This window comes from Klebsiella sp. GW_Kp181 (assembly GCF_040062315.1).
In the GTDB taxonomy this organism is placed as follows: Bacteria; Pseudomonadota; Gammaproteobacteria; order Enterobacterales; family Enterobacteriaceae; genus Klebsiella; species Klebsiella oxytoca.
The window spans coordinates 1-21,891 of the sequence record NZ_JBEAFR010000003.1; the positions used below are offsets into that span (position 1 = coordinate 1).

The window sequence follows — 21,891 nt, forward strand, 5'->3', positions numbered from 1 at the left end:
CCCAGGCCCTGAAAGCCGCTTAATATGAACTGTCCAACTTTATGGGGTCAGTCCATTGTAAGCAGGCTTTTGTTTATTATGGCGTGAGGTAAAGCGTGTTTATTGCGAGCGATCAGCTGCCTTTATAGGTGGAATAGCCATACTGGCTGAGCAGCAAAGGAATATGCAGCTTTTCATTGGTGCGCGTCACGGTAAAGAGAACCGGGATCTCCGGGAAAAATGAGGCCAGTTTCTGCTTATTGAAGTCATCGCCAGTTTTGAAGGTCACTTTGTAAATCCCCGGCTGCATATCCTCTTCTGCCGGATACAGCGATTTAATTCGGCCATCGTTGTCGGTTACGCCGCTTGCAAGCTCGGTCCATTTATTCGCCTGCTGTTTTTCCAGGGTCACCGTCACGCCCGAGGAAGGCAGCCCGGTTTGCTGATTGAGAATATGTACGCTGAGCGTCCCGGTGGGAGCACTAAACGCTGCGGGGATGAAAGACATAGCAGATAACAGAACCAGACCGGATAATTTTTTCACAATGTTTTCCTGTTGCAGATAATAACAATTAAACGTTAGCAGCTGCGCTGTGAAAATATATTCAATTTTTCGTGATAAACGCGGTTATGGAAACAAGCGCAGAATGCTATTCGTCCCGGGGGCGATAGATTTTTCTGAATATAACCTCAACGATCGGGAAAAGAATAAGCCTGCGCTATACTTCCTGTTCCTGCGTTCACAAAAGGACTTCACATGAAGATATGGCCTGTTCTGACTGGCGTTGCTATCGCATTAACCCTTGTCGCCTGTAAATCCCCCACGCCACCCAAAGGTGTCCAGCCCATAAGCGACTTTGACGCGAGTCGGTATCTGGGCAAATGGTATGAAGTTGCCCGCCTTGAAAATCGTTTCGAACGCGGCCTGGAGCAGGTCACCGCGACCTACGGTCAACGCAGCGATGGCGGCATTAGCGTAGTTAACCGTGGTTACGATCCGCAGAAACAAAAATGGAACGAGAGCGAGGGTAAAGCTTATTTCACCGGCGCTCCTGATACTGCGGCGCTGAAAGTCTCCTTTTTTGGCCCGTTTTACGGTGGCTATAACGTGATCGCGCTGGATAACCAGTATCAATATGCACTGGTCAGCGGCCCCGATCGCGGCTATCTGTGGATCCTGTCGCGCACGCCGACCATCCCTGACTCCGTGAAGCAGGAGTATGTGAGCATTGCGCGGAAGTTGGGCTTCCCGGTCGATAAACTCGTCTGGGTGACCCACAGATAAAAGGCTGAATCCACATTATCTTCAGCGAACCAACGCGCTGAAGATAATGTTGGCATAAGGCGGAGGGCGAAAAATAATCAGTGTGATGTCTGCTGGTTCGCATTGGCCGCATCTTCTGCGGTTTTAGCGGGAGCGATACTCTCTTTAATTTCTTTTGTTTTATTCGCCGCATCGTTGGCCAGGTTATTGGCATCAACAATCGCGCTGTCTTTAATTTTGCCAGCTTCCTGCACGATTTGGTCGCTTTTCTGCCGGGCATCCTGCTTGACGGCATCAGCCTGGGCCTGGGCCTGCTGAGCAATTGCTTCCGCTTTTTTATCCGCCTCCGCCTTGATGCTGGAGGCCTGGCTGCTGAGATTGTTGGCCTCGTCCGCCGCCTGTTTTTTTATTGCATCAATGTGTTTATCAGCTTCATCCTTAATTGCGTCGGCTTTATCGGACGCCGCCTCTTTAATTTGTTGGGCGTTATCTTTTGCTTTATCCAGATTAGCATCAACTTTTGAGGAATCATCACAGCCGGCAAGAAATAAGCATACGGCAGAAGCGATTAGCGTTTTACTCCAGAGTTTCATAGTCATTCCTTTATTTATCGATATCAGCGTATCGAGGGATCATCGCAGCAGGGTTACCAGGATAATTCTCATAACAATAATGCCATGAGGTTATTTTGACCCAATCCTGAGCCCTGCATCCCTTTATTTATAATCGCTAAACAGGCAGAGTCAAGTTCCTGCGCCATTCACCCGGCGATGGCTAACGTAAAAAACCCGGGCGGCTGCCCGGGTTGGTCGCTGAAAAAATGCCTTAGGCCGTAACGGCTGATTTTGTCAGCGTCGGACCGGCTAACGCCAGGCGGGCGCCGGCTTCGGTATCGCTATATTGCCTGAAGTTATCCATAAACAACTGCGCCAGGCTTTCGGCCTTCTCCTGCCATTTGTCGGCGGAAGACCAGCCGCTACGCGGGTCAAGCAGCGCGCTATCCACGCCTGGCACGGTTTGCGGAATAGACAGACCGAACACCGGGACCGTCTCCTCGCGCAGCTCACCGGTAGTGCCGTTTAAGATCGCGCTGATGATATTGCGCGTATCGCGTAGTGAAAGGCGCTTGCCCTCTCCATTCCAGCCGGTATTCACCAGCCAGGCCTCGGCGCCCGATGCCGCCATTTTCGCTGCCAGAACGCTGGCATACTGCGTAGGGTGCAGCAGCAGGAAGGCCGCGCCATAGCAGGCGGAGAAGGTTGGCGTTGGCTGAGTAATGCCGCGTTCGGTTCCGGCCAGCTTCGAGGTAAAACCCGACAGGAAATGATACTGCATCTGCTCGGTTGTCAGACGGGATACCGGCGGCAGCACGCCAAAAGCATCGGCGGCAAGAAAAATGACCTTCGACGGATGGCCCGCGCGCGATACCGGTTTCACGATGTTGTCAATATGCGACAGCGGATAAGAAACGCGGGTATTTTCAGTCTTACTGCCGTCGGCGTAATCCACGCTGCCATCGGCTCTGACCACCACGTTTTCCAGCAGCGCGTTACGACGAATCGCGCCGTAAATTTCCGGTTCGGCATGCGGGTCAAGATTAATGGTCTTGGCATAGCAGCCGCCTTCGAAGTTAAACACGCCTTCATCGTCCCAGCCGTGCTCGTCATCGCCGATCAGCTGACGCTGCGGGTCGGTGGAAAGCGTGGTTTTGCCGGTGCCTGACAGACCAAAGAAGAGCGCCACGTCTCCCGCTTCGCCGCGGTTAGCTGAACAGTGCATCGAGGCGATCCCCTGCTGCGGGAGCAGATAGTTCATCACCGAGAAGAGACCCTTCTTCATTTCGCCGCCGTACCAGGTGCCGCCGATCAGCTGAATTTTTTCGCTCAGGTTAAAGGCGACAAAGTTCTCGGAATTCAGCCCTTGTTCCTGCCATTTGTCGTTGGTGCAGCCCGCGCCGTTGAGGACGACGAAGTCCGGCGTAAATTCAGCCAGCTCTTCCGCGCTCGGCGCAATAAACATGTTTTTGACGAAGTGCGCCTGCCAGGCCACTTCGGTAACGAAGCGGACGCCCAGGCGCGTTGCCGGACTGGCGCCGCACCAGGCATCGACAACATACAATTTTTTGCCGCTCAGCTGTCCGGCAACCAGCGTCTTCAGGTCAGCCCAAATCTCCGTGGATAACGGCTTATTATCGTTGCGGCCAAGGCCGGAATCGGACCACCAGACGGTGTCACGCGTCAGCTCGTCTCTGACGATATATTTGTCGCGCGGAGAGCGTCCGGTAAAGATCCCGGTATCCACGGCAACGGCCCCGGACTCGGTCATGACGCCGCGCGCCGCGCCGGTGAGCTCTGCACTGGTTTCATGCGCAATCAGCAAGTCGTAATCGGGGTTATAAAACAGCTCGCTGCTTTCCTGAATTCCGAGCGCAAGAAGAGCGTCTTTTACTGATTCAATACGTGACATGGCACTCCTGACAAACTATTGGCTGGATAAGATGCTATTCGGTTATTTCAACCCGTCAGTTAAGCAGATGGATTTATTTTAATAAAAAAACCATCGTGCAATTAAATAACCAGGATGAACAGACCAGAGCCGGCGATTTAAAATCGTGCTCGTGTAGGGTTTCGCCTGTACTTTAGAAATATCGTTGGCACGTATACCTCATAAGCTAACTCTGCTAAAAATGTTAACACCTGTAGGTAAGTATGTTAATTGCATAGTTTCTATGCGTTATGCTAAAATTGCATAGCATTTATTGCAGGAATGAGGAATGGATCGGTGCTGGCGAATCTTGAAGTAAAATGGCTTTACGATGTGATTGCCCTTGAGGAAGCCAGAAGCTTTACGCTCGCGGCCAAAAGCCGCAATATTTCGCAGTCCTCCTTCAGCCGCCGCATTCAGGCGCTCGAGTCTTCGCTGGGCTTCAGCATCTTCGACCGTTCGGCAAACCCGCTGCAGCTGACCAACCGAGGGAAGATTTTCGTTGGCTACGCACGAAATATGCTCGACGACATGGACTTCCAGATCAGCCGAATTAAAGGGCTGAACAACACCACGCAGAAAATAAGAATCGACGCCGCGCCGTCGCTTTCCGTTTTATTACTGCCAGAAATTATCGCCGGTTATACCGACCGGAAGAATAAAACTTTTCATGTTGAATCGATTAATGTCAACGATGCCGTATTTAATCTTAAAGAAGGCAAAAGTGATTTTATCCTGTCGTTTTATAATGAAGAGCTGATGAACTATCCGTTTATCAATCATAAAATTTTCGACTCAGCGCTGCACCTCGTTTCTCCCTGCGATAAGCACGGCAGACCGCTTTTTAATTTGCATCGCGGGGTGCTGCCGCTGATGAAATACGCCAACGACAGCTATATGGGACGACAGGTGAATCAGGTGATCGACCGCAAGCCGGAAATTACCTTCTCGCTGACCTTTGTCTCCTCAATGAGCGAGCTGTTAAAACGTATGATCCTCAACGGCGACGGCGTGGGCTGGCTGCCGCAATACTCTATCAAGCGCGAGCTCGAGGAAGGCCGCCTGACGATAATGGATGAGAGCCTGTCCTTGCCGATCGGCGCCTATATTTATCGCTCCGGTGCGCGGCTCAACCAGTCCGCCGAACGTTTCTGGCAGCATATTAAGGCCATGAGTACCGTCACCGCATAGCTCGCGTGAAGGCGAATAATACGCTATTATCCGCCTCCACTCTCTCTCCGTGCAGCCTGATGTCTACCGTTATCGATACCTTTATCGCCCCGCCGTGCCACGCTGAAATCGATATCCTCTACCAGGATGACCATCTGCTGCTGATCGATAAACCCTCAGGCCTGCTGAGCCTGTCGGGGAAAAATCCCCTGAATCTCGACTCGGTACATTATCGACTGGTACAACAGTTTCCCGGCTGCACGCTGGCGCATCGTCTTGATTTCGGCACCTCCGGGCTGATGGTGATTGCGCGCAACAAGGCCATCAACGCCGCGCTCTGCCAGCAGTTCAGCCAGCGTGCGGTGAGCAAAGTCTACAGCGCGCTGCTGTGCGGGCATCTGGCGGATGATGAAGGAACCGTTGACGCTCCGATAGCCAAAGATCCGGCGCTGTTTCCGCTGATGACGATTTGCCCGCGCCACGGCAAACCTGCCCGCTCCGGCTATCGGGTCGTGGAGCGCCTGCGCTATCAAGGTCAAGTGCCGGTAACGCGAGTCCAGCTGACGCCGGAAACCGGCCGCACCCATCAGTTGCGTATTCACTGCCAGCACCTTGGCCACCCTATTCTGGGCTGCGATCTGTACGGCGGCATGGCGCTTCCGGGAACAGAACAGGCACCGCGCCTGATGCTGCACGCCAGCGAACTGCATTTCGTGCATCCGGTTAGCGGAGAGAGGATCGACGCCGTCAGCCCGAGCGCGTTTTAACTCGCTTCGCTCGCCAGCCCGCTGGGCCGACGCTCCCCTACGCCAATTGACGTCAACGCCTGAATTCGACTCGCTGACCGCGCTGCGACTTGCTTCCCGGTGGCGCTGTGCTGACCGGGCTACGGGTTCACAGCCGCCTGCGATCGGGTAGCCCGGGCAAGGCGCTTGCGCCGCGGCCCGGGGCAATTGCCAACTATAGCCGCACAACGCCTCTGGCCGCGGCCTCTTCACGCCACGCCAGCAGCGGCTGATAGTCCGCGCGCCGCATATCGCTGTAGCCGCAGATAAACAGCGCTTCGCAAAGCGGCTGGTAGCGTTCATCGCTCACCAGCTGCTGCAATGCCTCTCTGAGCAACTCCAGCGTCGCCGCGGGCGTCGTCGCCGACGTAATCAGCGGTAGCCCCGGGGCCAGCGGGCTATGGGCAATCACCGTCAGCCCCGCCAGCGCCTCCGGCTGATGACGCTGCAGCAGCGCCCAGGTCACGCAATCAATGGCGGCAATATCCGCCGTCCCCTGCTGAAGTTCACGCAGCGACTGGCGATGGCTGCCGCTAAACGCGACCGTTGAGAAGAAACGCCCATCGCGCGACAGCGGCGCGATCATTTTTAACAGCACGTTATAGCCGGACTGGGAATCCGGCGAATTGCACGCGACCCGACGCCCGTGAAAATCTGCCAGCGACTTCCCTCCGTCCGCTTCACGCGCCACCAGCAGGCTGCGGTAGTTCCGCCCTTCGCATCCGGGCGCCGAATAGTGAAAACAGCCGACCGTTTGCACGTTCGCCAACAGCGTCACCAGCGGATAACCGCAGGTCTGGCTCAACAGCAGCGCCGGATGGCGCCAGTGCGCCAGCAGATCCTCAGGTACCGTATATGACAGCCCATCCTCATCCACCACGCCGCGAGCCGCCAGCAGCTGCCGCACCGCCCACCAGAGCGCCTGAGTATCCTCGTCATTCACCGCGTACATCGGAAACGCCAGCCTTTCACTCATGCTCTTCATCCGCCTTACCCTGCTGGTTGAACCCGGGATGCGCATTCACCGTCACCGGTCTGGCAAAAAAATGCCGCAGCCATTCACCGTAGCCGCGCACCACAAACCCGGCGTTGCGCCGCTGATACTCCGCCTGATTATGCAGATAGATTTTTCGCAGCCCGTACCACGGTACGCCCTGCAAATCGTGATGCACTGAATGGTAGTTGAGATTGAGGAACAGCACCCGCCAGACCAGCCCCGCCTCGTTAATCACCGAACGGGCCAGCGGATCGTCCGCGGCGCGGTGCTCAAGAAAAGAGCGCACTTTGGTTAACGCCAGCGCAGGATAGCTGACAGCCAGCACGAAATAGAGCGGCGAAAAGTCAAGGTGATGCATCCACGCGAACAGCGCCGCCAGCAGCAGGCCGTGAACCAGCCACATCGCTAGCGTCTTCACCCGCCGAAGACGCAGCGCCGTCAGCGCGCAGCTGAGCGTCTGGGCAATATCCAGCAGCGGCGCTACCAGCAGCCTGCCGATAAACGTATTGCGCAGATGAATAAGACTGCGCTGCCAGGGGGCAAAATGCTGCCAGCTCTGCGGCGTAAAATAGTAGGATTCCGGATCGTCAACCGGCTGCGTCAGCAGATGATGATTATGGTGCGCCAGGTGCGAGTCGCGATACAGACCATAGGGGTACCAGACCGCCAGCGGCAGGGTCCCCAGCAGTTGATTAAACCACGGCCGCGAAGTGGGATGGCCGTGAATGAGCTCGTGCTGCAGTGACATATACCAGGCGGTGAACCAGACCAGCAGCAGCGTGGCCGGGAACAGCCCCAGCGCGCGCCACCAGGCCAGCGAGGCAAACCAGCCGCCGTAGATCGCAAAAATCAGTAGCCAGGTCGGCAGTTCGCTGCGCCACAGCCAGCTGCGGGACAACTGCTGAATCCGCTCGCGCTGCTGCGGATGCAAATAGGCCGATCTGCTTTTTGCCATTCCTGAAGCTACCTTTTCGCGTTATCGTTTTGCTCCCCCGAAGATGTGAGATAACGCGTTAAATAACAAAGAAATTAAATCACTAAGCTTTGCCAGAAATCGGCCTTATGCGTCGTTGAGCGAGTGCATATAGCGCCACCCGGCGATGAGGCTTACCCCAGCGCACAGCAGCAGCGATGCGCCCAGCGATTGCCCCCATCCGACCGCCAGCAGACCGGCGCCTATCAGAAGATAATAAAACAAGCCGAAAATGGCGCCGGCGGTGCCCCGACAGTCGCCATAGGCGCTCAGCGCCGATCCCAGCACTAACGGGATCGCCATCGCATACGCGAGGGTGACCAGCGCGACCGGCGCCACAAACCACAGCGATTCCCGCAGCACGTACACGGCGGCAGCGCCCGCCAGGTGGAGGATGCAGGCGATCGCGAGCATTTGCCCCAGCGGGACATTCTGACGCAGCAGACGGCGGTTAAGCAGCGCGCCGAACAGCGAACCAGCGGCAAGCGCCACGCCGCTGTAGCCAAAGGCCAGGGCATCGAGATCGAATCTGGCGAACAGAAAGGGAGCCAGACTGTAGTAGCTGAACAGGCTGATGTTAAATGCCGCCACCAGAATTGCCGCCAGAGCGATACGCCTGTCGCCCGCCATCCGCCTCAGCACGTCAAGAAACGACCCTCCCCTGAGGTTATGCGGGCGCGTTTCCGGCATCAACCACAGGCAGCCCAGCAGGAGCGCGGCGGCAAAAATCGCCAGCGCGCTGAACACACCGCGCATACCCCAGATGGCGGTCAACCCGCCGCCGATATAGACCCCGATGGCCGGGCTCACCGCCAGCGCCAGGCCGATAAACGAAAAAATCCCCGCCAGCTGCCGCCCGCTATAGCAGTCCCGCAGAACCGTCTGCGTCACCACTGAGCCGGTTGCCGCGCCAGCGGCCGTGACGATCCGCGCCACCAGCAGCAGCGAAAAATCGCTGGCCCACAGCGCCAGCAGGCACCCCGTCGCGTAGACACCTAACCCCGCCAGCAGGGCCGGACGCCGGCCGTAGCGATCGCTGAATCCGCCCCACAACAGAACGCCGACGGCAAAACCGATAAAATATACGGAGAGCGTTTGCGCCGCCTGCGCGGCGCTCACGGAAAACCGGGCGCTGATATCGGTCAGCGCCGGGCTATAAATCGTTTCCGCTATTTGCGGAAACATCAGTAGCGCGGTAACCAGTACCAGCGCGGCACGTCCCAACATATCTACCTCCTGATAAACAAGAGGCGCTATTGTAGGTAAGCCGTTTTTCGAACATTATAAACATAATGACTTTAAATATCGGAAATCAGACATTATGGCCTGGCTTGACGCTGATGCGGCATTCAATCCGGATGCGTTAACAAAAAGCCTGATTGGCGTGCAGTCGGCGCTGGGTAACCATGACTCCGGCAGCCACCAGCATAAGATGGCGCAGATCCTGTTTACCCGTCAGGGATGCGTACGTTTGACGCTCGACGATGGCACGCTGCTGTGCCTGCTTCCGCCGGGACGCGCCGCCTGGATCCCGGCCGGTATCAGCCATCGCGCGGAGATGAAAAATATTGTCGATTATCGTTCAGTCTGGTTTCAGCCGCAGCGTTACCCTCAATTGCCAACGCAGGCGGCGATACTCAACGTGGTGCCGCTGCTGCGCGAACTCTTAGAGCGTATCAGCGCCAGCCCCTGGGATACCGACTGGGAAACCGAGCCGGCGCGGCATCTCGCGGCCCTGTGCCAGGCGGAAATTCGCGCCGCCGCCCAGGAGCCGATGATGCTGGCGCTGCCGCAGGATAAACGGCTGGCGCAGCTTTCCGGCGATGCGCTACCGCCGGCGCTTGGGACGCTCGCAGCCCGCTGCGGCGCCAGCGAAAAAACCATCAGCCGCCTGTTCCGCCGCGATACCGGTATGTCCTACCAGCAGTGGCGTCAGCAGTGGCGATTAATGAAGGCAGTTGAGATGCTGGCTACCGGGCAGCGGATTACCGATACCGCGATGGCGCTTGATTTCGCCAGCGATAGCGCCTTTATCTACTTTTTCCGCACCATGACCGGCATGACGCCGGGACGCTATTTCGCCCCCTGATCCTGGCCGCCCGGCGTGAACGGCGGCAGCTGCAGGAAGGTGCTTTGTAACCCCTCGGACCAGGCTTTGCGAATGGTATTGAAATAGGGATCGTTCTCGGTGATCCGATGCTGCCCGGCGCTGCTCAGGCTACCGCTGCGGTAGAGCAGCGTGTCCAGCGGCAGTCCCACCGAAAGATTGCTGCGCAAGGTAGAGTCGATCGAGATCAGCGCGCAGCACATCGCCTGCTCAAGGGGGGTATCGATGGTCAGGACCCGGTCGATGATCGGTTTGCCGTATTTACTCTCGCCAATCTGGAAATAGGGCGTGTCGCGCGTGGCTTCAATAAAGTTGCCTTCCGGATAGATATGGAACAGCCGGTGCGTTTCCCCGGCGATCTGCCCGCCGAGCAGCAGGTTACAGTTGAAGTTGGTATTGCCGCAGTTCTGCTGATTGCTGGCGTCGCGTTGAATCACCTCCTGCAACGTTTTGCCGATCAGCATCGCCGCGTCGTATAACGAAGTCACCTGCATCAGATTCGGCTCCTGCTGGGTACGAATGCGGGCGCTGAGCAGGCTAATCACGCTCTGAGTCGTGGCCAGGTTACCCGCAGACTGCAGGACCATGACGCGTTCGCCATCCTGATGGAAAACGTGCAGTTTTTTAAACGTTGCAATATGGTCCACTCCCGCGTTGGTGCGGGAGTCTGAGGCAAACACCAGTCCATCTGACAAACACATGGCCACGCAATAGGTCATCGTTTCATTCCTGCGGTTATTGCTGCTGCGCCTGTTGTGAATGCTCGCGCACCTCAGCGTTAGTTAACAAAATTTCTCCGCCGCCGCCGAGGCGGGTACCGCGCACCGGACACGCATCAAGATAGTCCAGCCCGGTCGCCAGCCGCAAATGCTGATTCAGACGGCGGGTATTGTTCGTGATATCAAACGGCTGCCAGCGATCGTTCAGCCATACTTCAGCCCAGGCGTGCATAGCGACATGCTCGGCGTTATCGCTGTAGACATAGCCGCTGACGTAGCGCGCCGGGATCGCCAGCGCCCGGCAGCAGGCGAGAAACACATGGGTGTGATCCTGGCAAACCCCTTTCGATCGCGCGAACGCGTCGGCGGCCGAGTCCTGTACCTGCGTGGCACCCGGCGAATAGGGCATTCTCAGCAGCAGCTCGGCCATTAACCGGTTCAGGCTCGCTTCCTGAGCCTCCGGCTGATACCAGCGCTGGGCAAATTCGCGGATCGGGCCGTCAGCGCGGGTAAGCGGGGTACAGCGCAAGAAAACCAGTGGCGACAGCAGCTCCTGCGGCTCCGCGCCAATCTCTTCCCCCTCTTCCACGATATCGACGATCCCGCTGGCGCGGATGGTAATCTCTTTATGCGGATTATCCAGCGTCAGCACGTGCAGCACGTTGCCCCACGCGTCGGTGGTGGCGACGGCGGAACCGTCCGGCAGGGTTAATGTCCAGGCGGTGATCTTCTGCCGACCGCTGCTGCGCGGCGTCAGGCGCAGGTACTGGGTTGAAAACTTCACTTCTTCATCGTAGCCGTAGCGGGTCAGGTGATCGATTACCAGTTTCATAACGCCTCCAGATAGGTTTGTCTGATGCTGTCGGAAAGCGCGTTAATCCGCGCCAGCAGTGCATTAAGGGTGACCTGCAAATCAGCCTGCGCCAGATCGTCGCGGGTGCTAAAACGCAGGTCGACGTTAAGCTGGTGCGCCAGGCGCAGCGGCAGGTGCGAACGATCGTTGGCAATCTGCTCCAGCTGCCCGACGAGGTCGGAAATGCTCGCTCGCAGCGATCTCGGCACATCGTTGCGCAGGATCAGCAGCTCCATCACCGTTTCGCGGCTGACCGGCTGGCGGTAGATGCTGTTATAGGCCTCGCGTGCGCTGACCGCGTTAAGCAGCGTATCCAGCCGGTAATACTCGCGGACCGGATCGGGATCGCTGTTTAACTGCTGATCCTTAATCAGCAGCAGCTGGGCGGTGGCGGATGCCCGTTCGATCAGCGTCCCGATACCGATAAAGCTCAGAGCGTCGTTACGCAGCAGCGTGCCGAGAATCGCCCCGCGAAACAGATGAACCCGCTCTTTTACCCACTCAAAGAAGGCGTCGTTGCCCAGCTCGCCGATCCCCTGCTGGCGCAGTTTTCGCAGCTCAATACGCGTGGCGTTGATGCTTTCCCACACTTCCGCCGACAGGCTGCCGCGCACCGCGTGGGCGTTGTTCCACGCCATCTCGACGCAGCTAAAAATGCTGTACGGGTTGTTGCCGTCGAGGGCGAAAAAATTAAGCAGGTTGCTCATGGTGAAACGCGCGTGCCGGGCCTGAAACAGCTCATGGGTCAGCGATAGATTTAGCGGCAAGGCTAAATCCCGCGACTGCTGGCTGTGGCGGGGGATCATCGACAGCTTCCAGGTCACGTCCAGCACCCGGGCATAGCTTTCCGCGCGCTCAAGATAGCGCGCCATCCAGAAGAGTTCACTCGCTGTGCGGCTTAACATGATTCGTCCTCCTCCATCACCCAGGTATCCTTGGTGCCGCCGCCCTGCGACGAGTTCACCACCAGCGAGCCTTCGGTTAGCGCCACCCGCGTCAGGCCGCCGGGAACCAGGCGGATCTCCTGACCGGAAAGGACAAAGGGCCGGAGATCGATATGGCGCGGCGCCAGCCCCTCTTCTATAAAGGTCGGGCAGGTTGACAGCGCCAGGGTGTCCTGGGCGATATAGTTGGCCGGGTTTGCCAGCAGACGCTGACGAAACGCATCGCGCTCCTCTTTGGTCGAGCGCGGACCGACCAGCATGCCGTAGCCGCCCGCGCCGTGAACCTCCTTCACGACCATCAGCTCAAGATGGCTCAGCACGTAGCTGAGATCTTCCGCTTTGCGGCATTGCCAGGTGGGAATATTGCTGAGGATCGGTTGCTCGCCCAGGTAGAAACGGATCATCTCCGGCACGAAGGGGTAGATCGATTTATCGTCGGCGACGCCGGTGCCGATGGCATTCGCCAGCACCACGCCTCCGGCGCGGTACACCGACAGCAGCCCCGGCACGCCCAGCATAGAGTCGGCGCGAAAGGCCAGCGGTTGAGATACGCATCGTCGATCCGCCGGTATATGACGTCCACGCGCCGCGGCCCCTCGGTGGTGCGCATATACACCGCCCCGGTTTTAATAAACAGATCCGCGCTCTCCACCAGCTCAACGCCCATCTGCTGGGCCAGAAAGCTGTGTTCAAAATAGGCGCTGTTAAACCGCCCTGGGGTCATCACCACCACGCACGGGTCGTCCACGGGCGAGCTTTCGCGCAGCGTTTGCAGCAGATAGCTGGGGTAGCGTTCTACCGGCGCAATACGATGCTGTTCGAACATTTCGGGGTAGAGCCGCATCATCATTTTGCGGTTTTCCAGCATGTAGGATACGCCGGAGGGGGTGCGGAGATTATCCTCCAGCACGTAATACTGGCCGTCGCTGTTGCGCACCATATCAACCCCGGTGATATGAGCATAGGTGTTATTGGGTAAATTTATTCCCTGCATACAGGGCTGATACTGTTCATTCGCCAGCACCTGTTCGGCCGGGATCAGTCCCGCGCGCAGGATATTTTGATCGTGGTAAATATCGTAAAGAAAGGCGTTGAGCGCTTTCACCCGCTGGCGGATGCCGCGGTCGATTCGCTGCCACTCGCCGGCGGGGATAATGCGCGGCACGCTGTCGAAAGGGATCAGACGTTCGGTCCCCTCGTCTTCGCCGTAGACGTTAAAAGTGATGCCGATGCGGTGAAAGAGCAGCTCCGCCTGCTCTTTTTTCTGCCGGATAGAGAATTGATCGGTACTGCGAAACCATTGCCACCAGGCGTTATAGTGCTGACGCTGCTCTCCCTGTGCGGTAAGCATCTCATCATAATAATGCCCGTCAGGAAGCGTTATTTTTATCATGGTCGTCTCCTCCGGTTGTACTCACTTTGAGGTCATCCCCGGGAGAGATAAGCATTAATTATGCCAGGTAGCACAGCGCAGCGGCATAGCGTAACGCCGCGCTTATCTGAATAAAAAACAACCCGTTATTATGCTTGTTCAGGCTCTGCCGTCAGCCAGAATCGCACCAAATTGGGGCGTTCGCTCCCGCGTTAACGGGCGGGTCGATAGCGCGCATCCGTCGCCAGATAACGGCTCGCGAAGAGGCCGCACGCGACCTGAACGTCTGCCACGGTTAGTCGTTAACGCGCCTCAGCTCCAGCCACTCCACCACCAGACCCGGCTTGATAACGTCAAACCCCACGCGGTATCTCCCCGGCTGTAGCGCAACCCGACACAGCTTCTGCACCATTTCCCGGCCGAGCGTGCCGTGGGTGTGTATCGTTGCCACGAACTGGTCATTGAGCAGCAGATTGCCGGCGGTTTGCGCCAGCGGCGCGCCGTCGGCGTACACGCTGACCAGCACATCGTAGACTGCCGCCTGTTCAACGCTCAGCACCAGGTCCTCGTCATAGCGCAAACGCGACTGCTCGGCGATTTTAATTGCCCCCTCGCAGCCGGCGGCGCAGGCCGGTTCTGCCGCCAGGTGAACCACATTCGCCCGGGGCGCCTCCCCACGCTTAAAGGCCTGAGTCTGCAGCATAAAATCGAGGATGTTTATCGCGCAGCGCTGAAGCTCCCCGAGCGTGAGTTCCCCTTTTGCCAGCGCCGCCAGGGTGTTATCACCGGCAGCGTTAACCTCCGCGCCGTTATTATTGACCACCATATAGAGATCGTTCTGCGCGCGGATCATCGCCGCGGTGTTGTGGGTGCTCGCCGCGCCGCCATCGATGGGATCGTTCATCGTTGCCCACCAGTCGGTCATGACGATCCCGCGAAAGCCCCACTCTTCGCGCAGTACGGTGGTGGTGAGATCGTAGCTGGAGGCCGCCTGGTAACCGTTGACAGGGTTGTAGGCGGTCATCACCGCGCTGGCGCCGGCGGATTTCACCGCGTACTCAAAGCCTTTCAGGTAGATTTCACGCAGCGCGCGCTCCGACACTACCGAGTCCGCTGTGGCTCTGGCAAACTCCTGATTATTACAGGCAAAGTGCTTAAGCGTCGCCACGCCGCCGCCGCTGCGAATGCCGCGCACCACCGCCGCCGCCATCATCCCGGTGATAAGCGGATCTTCGGAAAAATATTCAAAATTGCGCCCGTTGAGCGGATGGCGCTGGATGTTCATCCCCGGCCCCAGCAGCAGGTCGATACCGTTGCGCAGCAGCTCCTTGCCCTCCATCACGTATAAACGCTCCACGAGTATCGGGTCCCAGCTGGAGGCCAGCAGCGTACCGCTGGGCAGCAGAGTGGCCTTTGCGCCGTTATCCATGCGAATACCGGAAGGCCCGTCGGCGGCACACGCCAGCGGAATGCCTTTTTCCAGCAGGCTGTCCGCCACTCCGCCAAAGGCCGACGCGACGCCGGGGGTGACTTTGTAGCTGCACATGCCCTCCCCGCGCACCAGACAGGCCAGCTCCTCCACCGACAGCTGAGCAACAAAAGCGTTCATCGTCGCGCGCCCTTCCGCAACGTCGCTGAGGGTAAGCCCCTGGTTGCCGGTGAGAGTGATGCTCTCTGGCAGGCGCTCCTCAATACGCGAGCGCAGGTTGATCTTCCGCCGCGGCACTTCTTCCCATTCGATCTGGTAGCGCCCATCGCCGCCATCGCCAGCGGGCCTAATGCGCACGAAAGGTACCGTTGGCGCCAGCACCTGCTGATGACGAGAGAGGATCCGCAGAGTCTTCTGCGTGTACCCCGCCTCTCCGTCTACCGGCAAAGGTTGCAGATCGCGCACGCTGTTACCGATCAATAAACGATACAGTCCGGGTTCCATCACGTAGCAATGGGGATGCCCGGTAGCCCCGCTATCGTCGAGGGAGGCAAAACGCTCCAGCGGAATCGATAACCTTAAGGTTTCACTTTCACCCGGCTGCAGCAGGCAGGTTTTGGCGAAGGCCACCAACGCCCTGGCCGGTTTCCCGAGCGCGCCCTGCGGCGCCTGAAGGTAAATCTGGACGACTTCTTTGCCCGCAAAACGCGCGCCGTCGTTGGTTACGGTGACGGTCGTCTGGATCTGGTCGTCAAAGGCTTCCGCCCGCGCCGATTGCAGGGTGAAGCGGGTATAGGAGAGACCAAACCCAAAAGGAAACTGCAAACGCTGGGGACAAAAGGTTTCAAAGTAGCGATAGCCGACGTAGATATCCTCCTGATAGAGGTTTTGCGCTTCCGCTCCCCAGCAGGGCGATGCCGGATGGTCATCCAGCGATTTGACGATGCTGCCCACCAGCTTGCCGGATGGCGTTACCTCACCATAGAGAAGCGAAGCAGCCGCCTGCGCCCCGTCGGCGCCGCCGTGCCACACGTACAGCAGCGCGCGAATGCGAGTACGCAGCAGCGGATCGTCGGCCCATGCGAGATCGATAAGCCCGGCGGTATTCAGCACGACCGCCACATCGTCAAACTCGCGGCAGACCTGATGTAGCAGCATCATTTCATCGGCCGTGAGCCGGTATCCGCCTTCAACATCCGCGTTATCCTGATCTTCACCAGCGGTACGGCCAAGGACAATCACCGCCTGGGTCGAGACGGCGCGGGCCTGACGAATCTGCTCATCGCTCAGCGGAATCTCCTGCTGATACCAGGGCTCAGCCGCCCAGCCTCCGCCGCCGTTGTCAAAAGGATGCTGTTGCGTCCAGCTCTCGTAAAGCGCGGCCAGCTGCGCATTGAGCTTCCCCCCGCTGCGCGCGCGCATGGCCTGCAACAAGGTGGTTCGGCTCACCACGTTTACCGCCCCGCCCGAGCCGGTACCGCTACGATAGTAGTCAATTTGCGTACGGCCAAATAACGAAACCGACTGCTGAGCGTCAAGCGGCAGCATGCCGCGATCGTTTCTCAGCAGCACCGCGCCCTCGGCAGCGGCGGCGGCGGCAAATTCGGCAAACCCTTCCAGCGGGGTCCCCGCTTTACTGTCATACATGGTGTTGTCCTGTTAACTCGAGCCTCCGCAGGAGGCGTAATGGCATCATGACCAGAGCCCGCGCAATGCGGGCTCTGCTTTGATCAGAAGAAATATTTGAAGCGAAGACGGCCGCCGTAGCGGGAGTCTTCCTGACCGTCGCCGTGGTCAGGGCTGGATTCAATCCAGGAGGCGTAGGCGCCAAGATAGATGTTGAAGTTCTTCATATTCATAACGTTCGGGAACAGATACGACGCATGGATGGTGTGGATATCATATTTTCCCGGATCGGAGATCCAGCAGTTATCGTCGCAGTTAGCGATAAAGCTGGCGGTATTAAAGCGTTCAATCTTGTTATGCGCGTAAATGTAGCCAAGCTCAAAACCGTGCCACAGGGAGTTAACGCCTGCGGTAAAGTCGGTTTCGTCTTCGGCATCCATATAAGCGACGTTAAGGTTGGTCACCACGCCGTCCAGCGGATCGGTTTTCTGCCCGTTCCACGTCATCGTATAGCCATAGCCGGTGCGGCCGGACTGGTCGACCCACTGCCCTTTGGCATCGTGATAGCCATAGGCGTTATTAACGACGTTACTTTCCATGGCGATGGCGGTGGAGAAGCGTCCGCTGTTCCAGGCAATAACCGGGCGTAGATAGGCCACATTTTTCTCATTTTCGAGATCTGTGCCGTGGTACTGCGAATCCTGGAACAGCGTGCTGCCGTTTTCCAGCAGGGTATTGAGTTCGAAATACCAGTTATCGATGGTTTTACTCACCAGGAAGTTGCCACCGCTGCTGCTACGACCGCGCCCTTCCTTCATCATGTAAATATAGCCGTAGCCATCGCTATAAAGGTCGTTAGCCGTGTTGCCGGAATATTCGACAAACGTATCCTGATTCAGCGGGAACATATCGTAGGCTTCGAAACGACCGACTTTCACCTTCCAGTCGTTCTCCTGACCAAAGAAGAAAACCGCATCATCAAGATTCATTTTGCCATTGAGGTCGGCCAGCGGCTGGACGGAAAATCCGGCGAATTGACCGTTATCCATTTTGCGCATACCGTCAAACCCTAACAGCAGACGGCCGTTGATGTCCCAGCGTTCGTTATTGCCCGGCGCCCAGTCCTTATTCGCCGTGGTTCTTACCGAAGTCAGGCTACCGCTGCTGCTGGCGCCGTCCATGTTGAATTCGACATCGCCGTAAAACTTGATATCCCCATAGCCAGAGAGCGTCAGTTTCGTTGGCGCCGCGCCCGGTGCGACGGGCTCCGCAGACTCGACCTTCACGGTTGGCGCATTTTTCGCCGCCACGTTCTGCTGCTGGGTTAGCGTCTGAATTTTCGCTTCCGCATCGGCGGCCCGCTGTTCAGCGTTAATTAAACGCTGTTCAAGCTGTGCTAACCGTTTTTCAATATCCACAGAGTTATTATTTTGGGCGGCCAGCAGACCGCCAGAAAATACGGCACTCATAACCAGAGCGATATATTTCACTTTCATTTTTAACATCCCTAATTACGTTATTGTATATGTCATCCCGGATACCACCGGGCTATCCGGAGGCAATAAATCAGATAGCCCTTGCACTTTTTTAGTGTTTAATCAGGATTCAGCAAAAGTTCCGTTTTTCAAATCATCAACGATGCCGTTCATTCTATTTTCAGTTAAGCCATAGAATTTAATAGAGACTGCGGTAAGAACATAAAAAACAGAAGGTACCAGCGTGAATAACAGCACCACCCCCTGTACGGCGGAAGCCGGCTGTACCGTGGTGTTAGCGGCGTAATGGTAATAGGCTAATATCCAGCCAAGGATCGCCCCACCGACGGCGACGCCCAGTTTTATCACAAAGATATTGGCCGCAACGTTCATACCGGTAATACGCCGCTGGGTTTTCCATTCGCCGTAGTTGTTCACATCGGTAATCATCGACCACTGCAGCGCGCCGTTACCGCCCTGAATAATGGAGATCAGAATATGGACCCCAAGCACCAGAAGCCAATACTGCACCGGTACAATAAAGCACACGACCCCCAGCGCAGCGGTGACGAGATTAATCCAGAAAGAGAGTCTGACCTTACAGAAACGCGTACCAAACGGTTTTGCCAGCACCGAACCCAGCATGGAGGCAAACATCCCGCCGAGCATGAATAGTGTAATAACGTCCGCACCTTTATTCAGCACGCTATTGACGTAATATACCACCGCCCCGCCGCGAATCACCACGGCAACCAGCATCATAAAGTTGTAAACGGAGAGAATACGCCACTGATCGTTGCGGAAAAGAATTTTAACATCGCGGGCAATATTCAGATTTTCTTCTTTAATCGGCTGAACGCGCTCTTTAGTGGTCGCGAAACAGACGACAAACATCAGGCAGCCTATAACGCCAAATATCGCCATGGAGACCTGAATACCCGTCGCCCGATCGCCCGGATAAAGAAGATCAGCCAGCGGTAAAATAAACGCGGTACCCAGCGCGCCGCCAATCGGCGTGATGGCAAAACGCCAGGATTGCAGAGAGAGGCTTTCACGCGGATCGGAAGTCAGCGCCGCGCCCAGCGAGCAGTAAGGAATATTAATGGCGGTGTACATCAACGTCATAAATATATATGCCGCAACCGCATAAACCACTTTCCCCGAGTCGGAGAAAGACGGTATGGAGTAAACCAGCACGCAGCTCACCGCAAAGGGGACGCATATCGCCAGCAGCCAAGGACGAAAGCGCCCCCAGCGGGTTGAGGTGGCATCCGCAATCGCCCCCATAATCGGATCGGTAATCGCATCCAGCAGACGAACCAGCAAAAACATCGTCCCCATCACGGCGGGCGGTAGACCATAAATATCGGTATAGAAGTAGGCTAAGATGGCAACGGAGGAGTCAAATACAATATGGCTCGCTGCGTCCCCCAGGCTGTAACCTACTTTTTCTCTGACAGAAATTTTGTCGCCAGCAGACATACATCACTCCTTTACGAAAAAATGAAACCGGTTTCTGTAACGTCTGCATTTTTTACTTTTCCCTCCTACAGATACCATTATGTTTTTTTATTAATTATTTATGTTTTTTTATTTATGTGATCCTGTCAGCCTTCAATGGTATTAGAACCCGGTTTTTTGTTTGGCAGATCACATGTTTTAATACTTCGCTAACTTTTTTCAGGCGACAGGGATGAGCCGATAAAAATGCCATATAGGAATACCATGCCGCTTGTCTATTTATTTTTCTTATTCACGGATTATGTTTTTTATCAATTACCAGATATTCAGCGCCCCCCGAAGTACCATACAAGACAGCACTGTTTTAATCGCCAATATTTTGTCGGCGCGGAACAGAGCGATGCCCGGTAAATACTCTGTTTTCACTTAAAATGTTACCTCGGACACGCGCAGCGGCGGATATTCGTCTAAGGTTTTCTGATAGCCGAATGCAGTGGCACATAGTCTGCAATGATAAGGAGAACAATTTATGACGAGTCCGGTTTCCCGTCGCCCCGCAACCCTTCGTCTGGCGCTCGGGGGCGCATTTGTCGCTCTGGCGACGCTGACGGCTCAGGCTGAAGAGACCCGCCCTACCCCGCAATCGCCCGATATCCTGCTCGGACCGCTGTTTAACGACGTGCAAAGCGCCAAACTTTTCTCTGACCAGAAAACGTTCGCTGACGCCATCCCTAACGGCGACCCGCTGATGATCCTTGCCGATTATCGGATGCAGAAAAATCAGACCAGCTTTGATTTGCGGCACTTTGTCGAGCTTAACTTTACCCTGCCTCAGGAAAACGACCAGTACGTTCCGCCAAAAGGGCAAACCCTGCGCCAGCATATCAATGGACTCTGGCCAGTGCTGACCCGCAGTACCGTTGAAGTAGAAAAATGGGATTCGCTGCTGCCGCTGCCAAAACCTTACGTGGTGCCCGGCGGACGCTTTCGCGAAGTCTATTACTGGGATAGCTACTTCACCATGCTTGGCCTGGCTGAGAGCGGCCACTGGGATAAAATCGAAGATATGGTGACCAACTTTGCCGCCGAGATCGACACCTGGGGTCATATTCCCAACGGCAACCGCACCTACTATCTGAGCCGTTCGCAGCCGCCATTCTTCCCGTTTATGGTTGAACTGCTGGCCACCCATGATGGCGACGAGGCACTCAAGAAATGGCTGCCGCAGATGGAGAAAGAGTACCAGTACTGGATGGATGGCGCTGAGGCGCTTCAGCCCGGCAGTGCCAGTAAGCGCGTGGTGCGCATGGCCGACGGCGCGCTGCTCAACCGCTACTGGGATGATAACGACACGCCGCGCCCGGAATCCTGGCTGGACGATGTGACCACCGCCAAAAATAACCCCAATCGTCCGGCGACTGAAATCTACCGCGATCTGCGCTCTGCCGCGGCATCCGGCTGGGACTTTAGCTCACGCTGGATGGATAACCCGCAGCAGCTCGGCACTATACGTACCACCTCTATTGTTCCGGTCGATTTGAACTCGCTGATGTTCCATATGGAAAAAGCCATTGCTCGCGCCAGCAAAGCGGCGGGAGACTCGACCAAAGCCGCGAAGTATGACGCGTTAGCCAATGCCCGCCAGAAAGCGCTGGAAAACTACCTGTGGAATGATAAAGAGGGCTGGTACGCCGATTACGATCTTAAAAGTCATAAGGTGCGCAATCAGCTGACCGCCGCGGCGCTGTTCCCGCTGTACGTTAACGCCGCCTCCAGCGAACGCGCTGCGAAAGTCGCCGCCGCCACCGAAACGCGGCTACTTAAGCCCGGCGGCCTGACCACCACCACGGTGAATAGCGGCCAGCAGTGGGACGCCCCCAACGGCTGGGCGCCGCTGCAGTGGGTCGCGGCGGAGGGTTTGCAAAAATATGGCCAGCAAAAAATCGCGATGGAGGTAAGCTGGCGTTTCCTGAGCAACGTCCAGCACACTTACGACAGCAAACAGAAGCTGGTGGAAAAATATGATGTCAGTTCGACGGGAACCGGCGGCGGAGGCGGCGAGTATCCGCTACAGGACGGCTTTGGCTGGACCAACGGCGTCACGCTGAAGATGCTGGACCTGGTGTGCCCGAAAGAGAAGCCGTGCGATTCCGTGCCTACCGCGCGCCCGGCAGCGAATGACGATATCGGCTCGGCGCAGCCTGCCGCGCATCAGCCTGCTGCGGTTGAGGAGAAAAAAGCCGCGCAGTGAAC

Annotated in this window: 17 protein-coding genes and 1 pseudogene; 5 read left to right on the forward strand and 13 right to left on the reverse strand. The window is 56.8% G+C overall.

Going from position 1 to position 21,891, the window contains the following annotated elements:
* Window positions 1-112 precede the first annotated feature (112 nt).
* Complete coding sequence (gene uraH, locus ABLV11_RS02930; protein WP_016808859.1) at window positions 113-523, reverse strand: hydroxyisourate hydrolase; 411 nt, start codon at window positions 521-523, stop codon at window positions 113-115.
* Window positions 524-736: 213 nt separating this feature from the next.
* Between uraH and ABLV11_RS02935 the strand changes: the two genes are divergently transcribed.
* On the forward strand, window positions 737-1,264 hold the full coding sequence (locus ABLV11_RS02935; RefSeq protein WP_105890428.1) for a lipocalin family protein: 528 nt from the start codon (window positions 737-739) through the stop codon (window positions 1,262-1,264).
* A 77-nt stretch (window positions 1,265-1,341) separates the two neighbouring features.
* Here ABLV11_RS02935 and ABLV11_RS02940 read toward each other — a convergent pair whose 3' ends face one another.
* The gene (locus ABLV11_RS02940) at window positions 1,342-1,836 is read right to left on the reverse strand and encodes a hypothetical protein (protein WP_004103192.1); all 495 of its coding nucleotides are present in this window, start codon (window positions 1,834-1,836) and stop codon (window positions 1,342-1,344) included.
* A gap of 232 nt (window positions 1,837-2,068) precedes the next feature.
* Complete coding sequence (pckA, locus tag ABLV11_RS02945; protein WP_126489260.1) at window positions 2,069-3,709, reverse strand: phosphoenolpyruvate carboxykinase (ATP); 1,641 nt, start codon at window positions 3,707-3,709, stop codon at window positions 2,069-2,071.
* 315 nt (window positions 3,710-4,024) lie between these two features.
* Here pckA and ABLV11_RS02950 point away from each other — a divergent pair, with 315 nt between their 5' ends.
* Window positions 4,025-4,918, forward strand: coding sequence for a LysR substrate-binding domain-containing protein (locus tag ABLV11_RS02950; RefSeq protein ID WP_004103196.1), 894 nt, complete (start codon window positions 4,025-4,027; stop codon window positions 4,916-4,918).
* A gap of 59 nt (window positions 4,919-4,977) precedes the next feature.
* The gene (locus ABLV11_RS02955; RefSeq protein ID WP_004103197.1) at window positions 4,978-5,664 is read left to right on the forward strand and encodes an RluA family pseudouridine synthase; all 687 of its coding nucleotides are present in this window, start codon (window positions 4,978-4,980) and stop codon (window positions 5,662-5,664) included.
* 193 nt (window positions 5,665-5,857) lie between these two features.
* Here the strand turns inward: ABLV11_RS02955 and ABLV11_RS02960 are convergent, their stop codons facing one another.
* The 3 genes from ABLV11_RS02960 to ABLV11_RS02970 all read right to left on the reverse strand — a co-directional run bounded on the left by ABLV11_RS02960 (window position 5,858) and on the right by ABLV11_RS02970 (window position 8,879).
* Window positions 5,858-6,658, reverse strand: coding sequence for a PhnD/SsuA/transferrin family substrate-binding protein (locus tag ABLV11_RS02960; protein ID WP_064370046.1), 801 nt, complete (start codon window positions 6,656-6,658; stop codon window positions 5,858-5,860).
* On the reverse strand, window positions 6,651-7,634 hold the full coding sequence (locus ABLV11_RS02965; RefSeq protein WP_348855170.1) for a fatty acid desaturase: 984 nt from the start codon (window positions 7,632-7,634) through the stop codon (window positions 6,651-6,653). Before ABLV11_RS02965 ends, ABLV11_RS02960 begins: the two co-directional genes overlap by 8 nt.
* A gap of 105 nt (window positions 7,635-7,739) precedes the next feature.
* Entirely contained in the window at window positions 7,740-8,879 is a 1,140-nt protein-coding gene (locus tag ABLV11_RS02970) for a multidrug effflux MFS transporter (protein WP_134882816.1), read from the reverse strand.
* A 94-nt stretch (window positions 8,880-8,973) separates the two neighbouring features.
* Here ABLV11_RS02970 and ABLV11_RS02975 point away from each other — a divergent pair, with 94 nt between their 5' ends.
* Window positions 8,974-9,741 carry a helix-turn-helix transcriptional regulator gene (locus ABLV11_RS02975; protein ID WP_134882817.1) on the forward strand — a complete coding sequence of 256 codons (768 nt, stop codon included), beginning with the start codon at window positions 8,974-8,976 and terminating at the stop codon, window positions 9,739-9,741.
* Here the strand turns inward: ABLV11_RS02975 and ABLV11_RS02980 are convergent.
* The 7 genes and pseudogenes from ABLV11_RS02980 to ABLV11_RS03010 all read right to left on the reverse strand — a co-directional run bounded on the left by ABLV11_RS02980 (window position 9,726) and on the right by ABLV11_RS03010 (window position 19,659).
* Entirely contained in the window at window positions 9,726-10,478 is a 753-nt protein-coding gene (locus tag ABLV11_RS02980) for a proteasome-type protease (RefSeq protein ID WP_004103211.1), read from the reverse strand. The two genes, ABLV11_RS02975 and ABLV11_RS02980, sit on opposite strands and share 16 nt — an antisense overlap.
* 16 nt (window positions 10,479-10,494) lie before the next feature.
* Complete coding sequence (locus ABLV11_RS02985; protein ID WP_004103213.1) at window positions 10,495-11,310, reverse strand: transglutaminase family protein; 816 nt, start codon at window positions 11,308-11,310, stop codon at window positions 10,495-10,497.
* Complete coding sequence (locus ABLV11_RS02990) at window positions 11,307-12,236, reverse strand: alpha-E domain-containing protein (RefSeq protein ID WP_004103215.1); 930 nt, start codon at window positions 12,234-12,236, stop codon at window positions 11,307-11,309. The genes ABLV11_RS02985 and ABLV11_RS02990 overlap by 4 nt, the downstream gene beginning before the upstream one ends.
* A pseudogene (locus ABLV11_RS02995) lies at window positions 12,230-13,668 on the reverse strand (circularly permuted type 2 ATP-grasp protein). Before ABLV11_RS02995 ends, ABLV11_RS02990 begins: the two are co-directional and overlap by 7 nt.
* Before the next feature lie 274 nt (window positions 13,669-13,942).
* Window positions 13,943-16,723: a glycoside hydrolase family 3 N-terminal domain-containing protein gene (locus tag ABLV11_RS03000; RefSeq protein ID WP_348855173.1), complete on the reverse strand. Its 2,781-nt coding sequence runs from the start codon at window positions 16,721-16,723 to the stop codon at window positions 13,943-13,945.
* Between the two features lie 83 nt (window positions 16,724-16,806).
* Window positions 16,807-18,198, reverse strand: a complete 1,392-nt coding sequence (locus tag ABLV11_RS03005) for a carbohydrate porin (protein WP_049121694.1) — start codon at window positions 18,196-18,198, stop codon at window positions 16,807-16,809.
* A gap of 102 nt (window positions 18,199-18,300) precedes the next feature.
* Complete coding sequence (locus ABLV11_RS03010) at window positions 18,301-19,659, reverse strand: glycoside-pentoside-hexuronide (GPH):cation symporter (protein WP_049095248.1); 1,359 nt, start codon at window positions 19,657-19,659, stop codon at window positions 18,301-18,303.
* Between the two features lie 508 nt (window positions 19,660-20,167).
* On the opposite strand from ABLV11_RS03010, the gene ABLV11_RS03015 reads away from it, so the two are divergent.
* A complete protein-coding gene (locus tag ABLV11_RS03015; RefSeq protein WP_224330375.1) occupies window positions 20,168-21,889 on the forward strand; it encodes an alpha,alpha-trehalase in 1,722 nt (573 codons plus the stop codon).
* The last annotated feature ends 2 nt before the right edge of the window (window positions 21,890-21,891 follow it).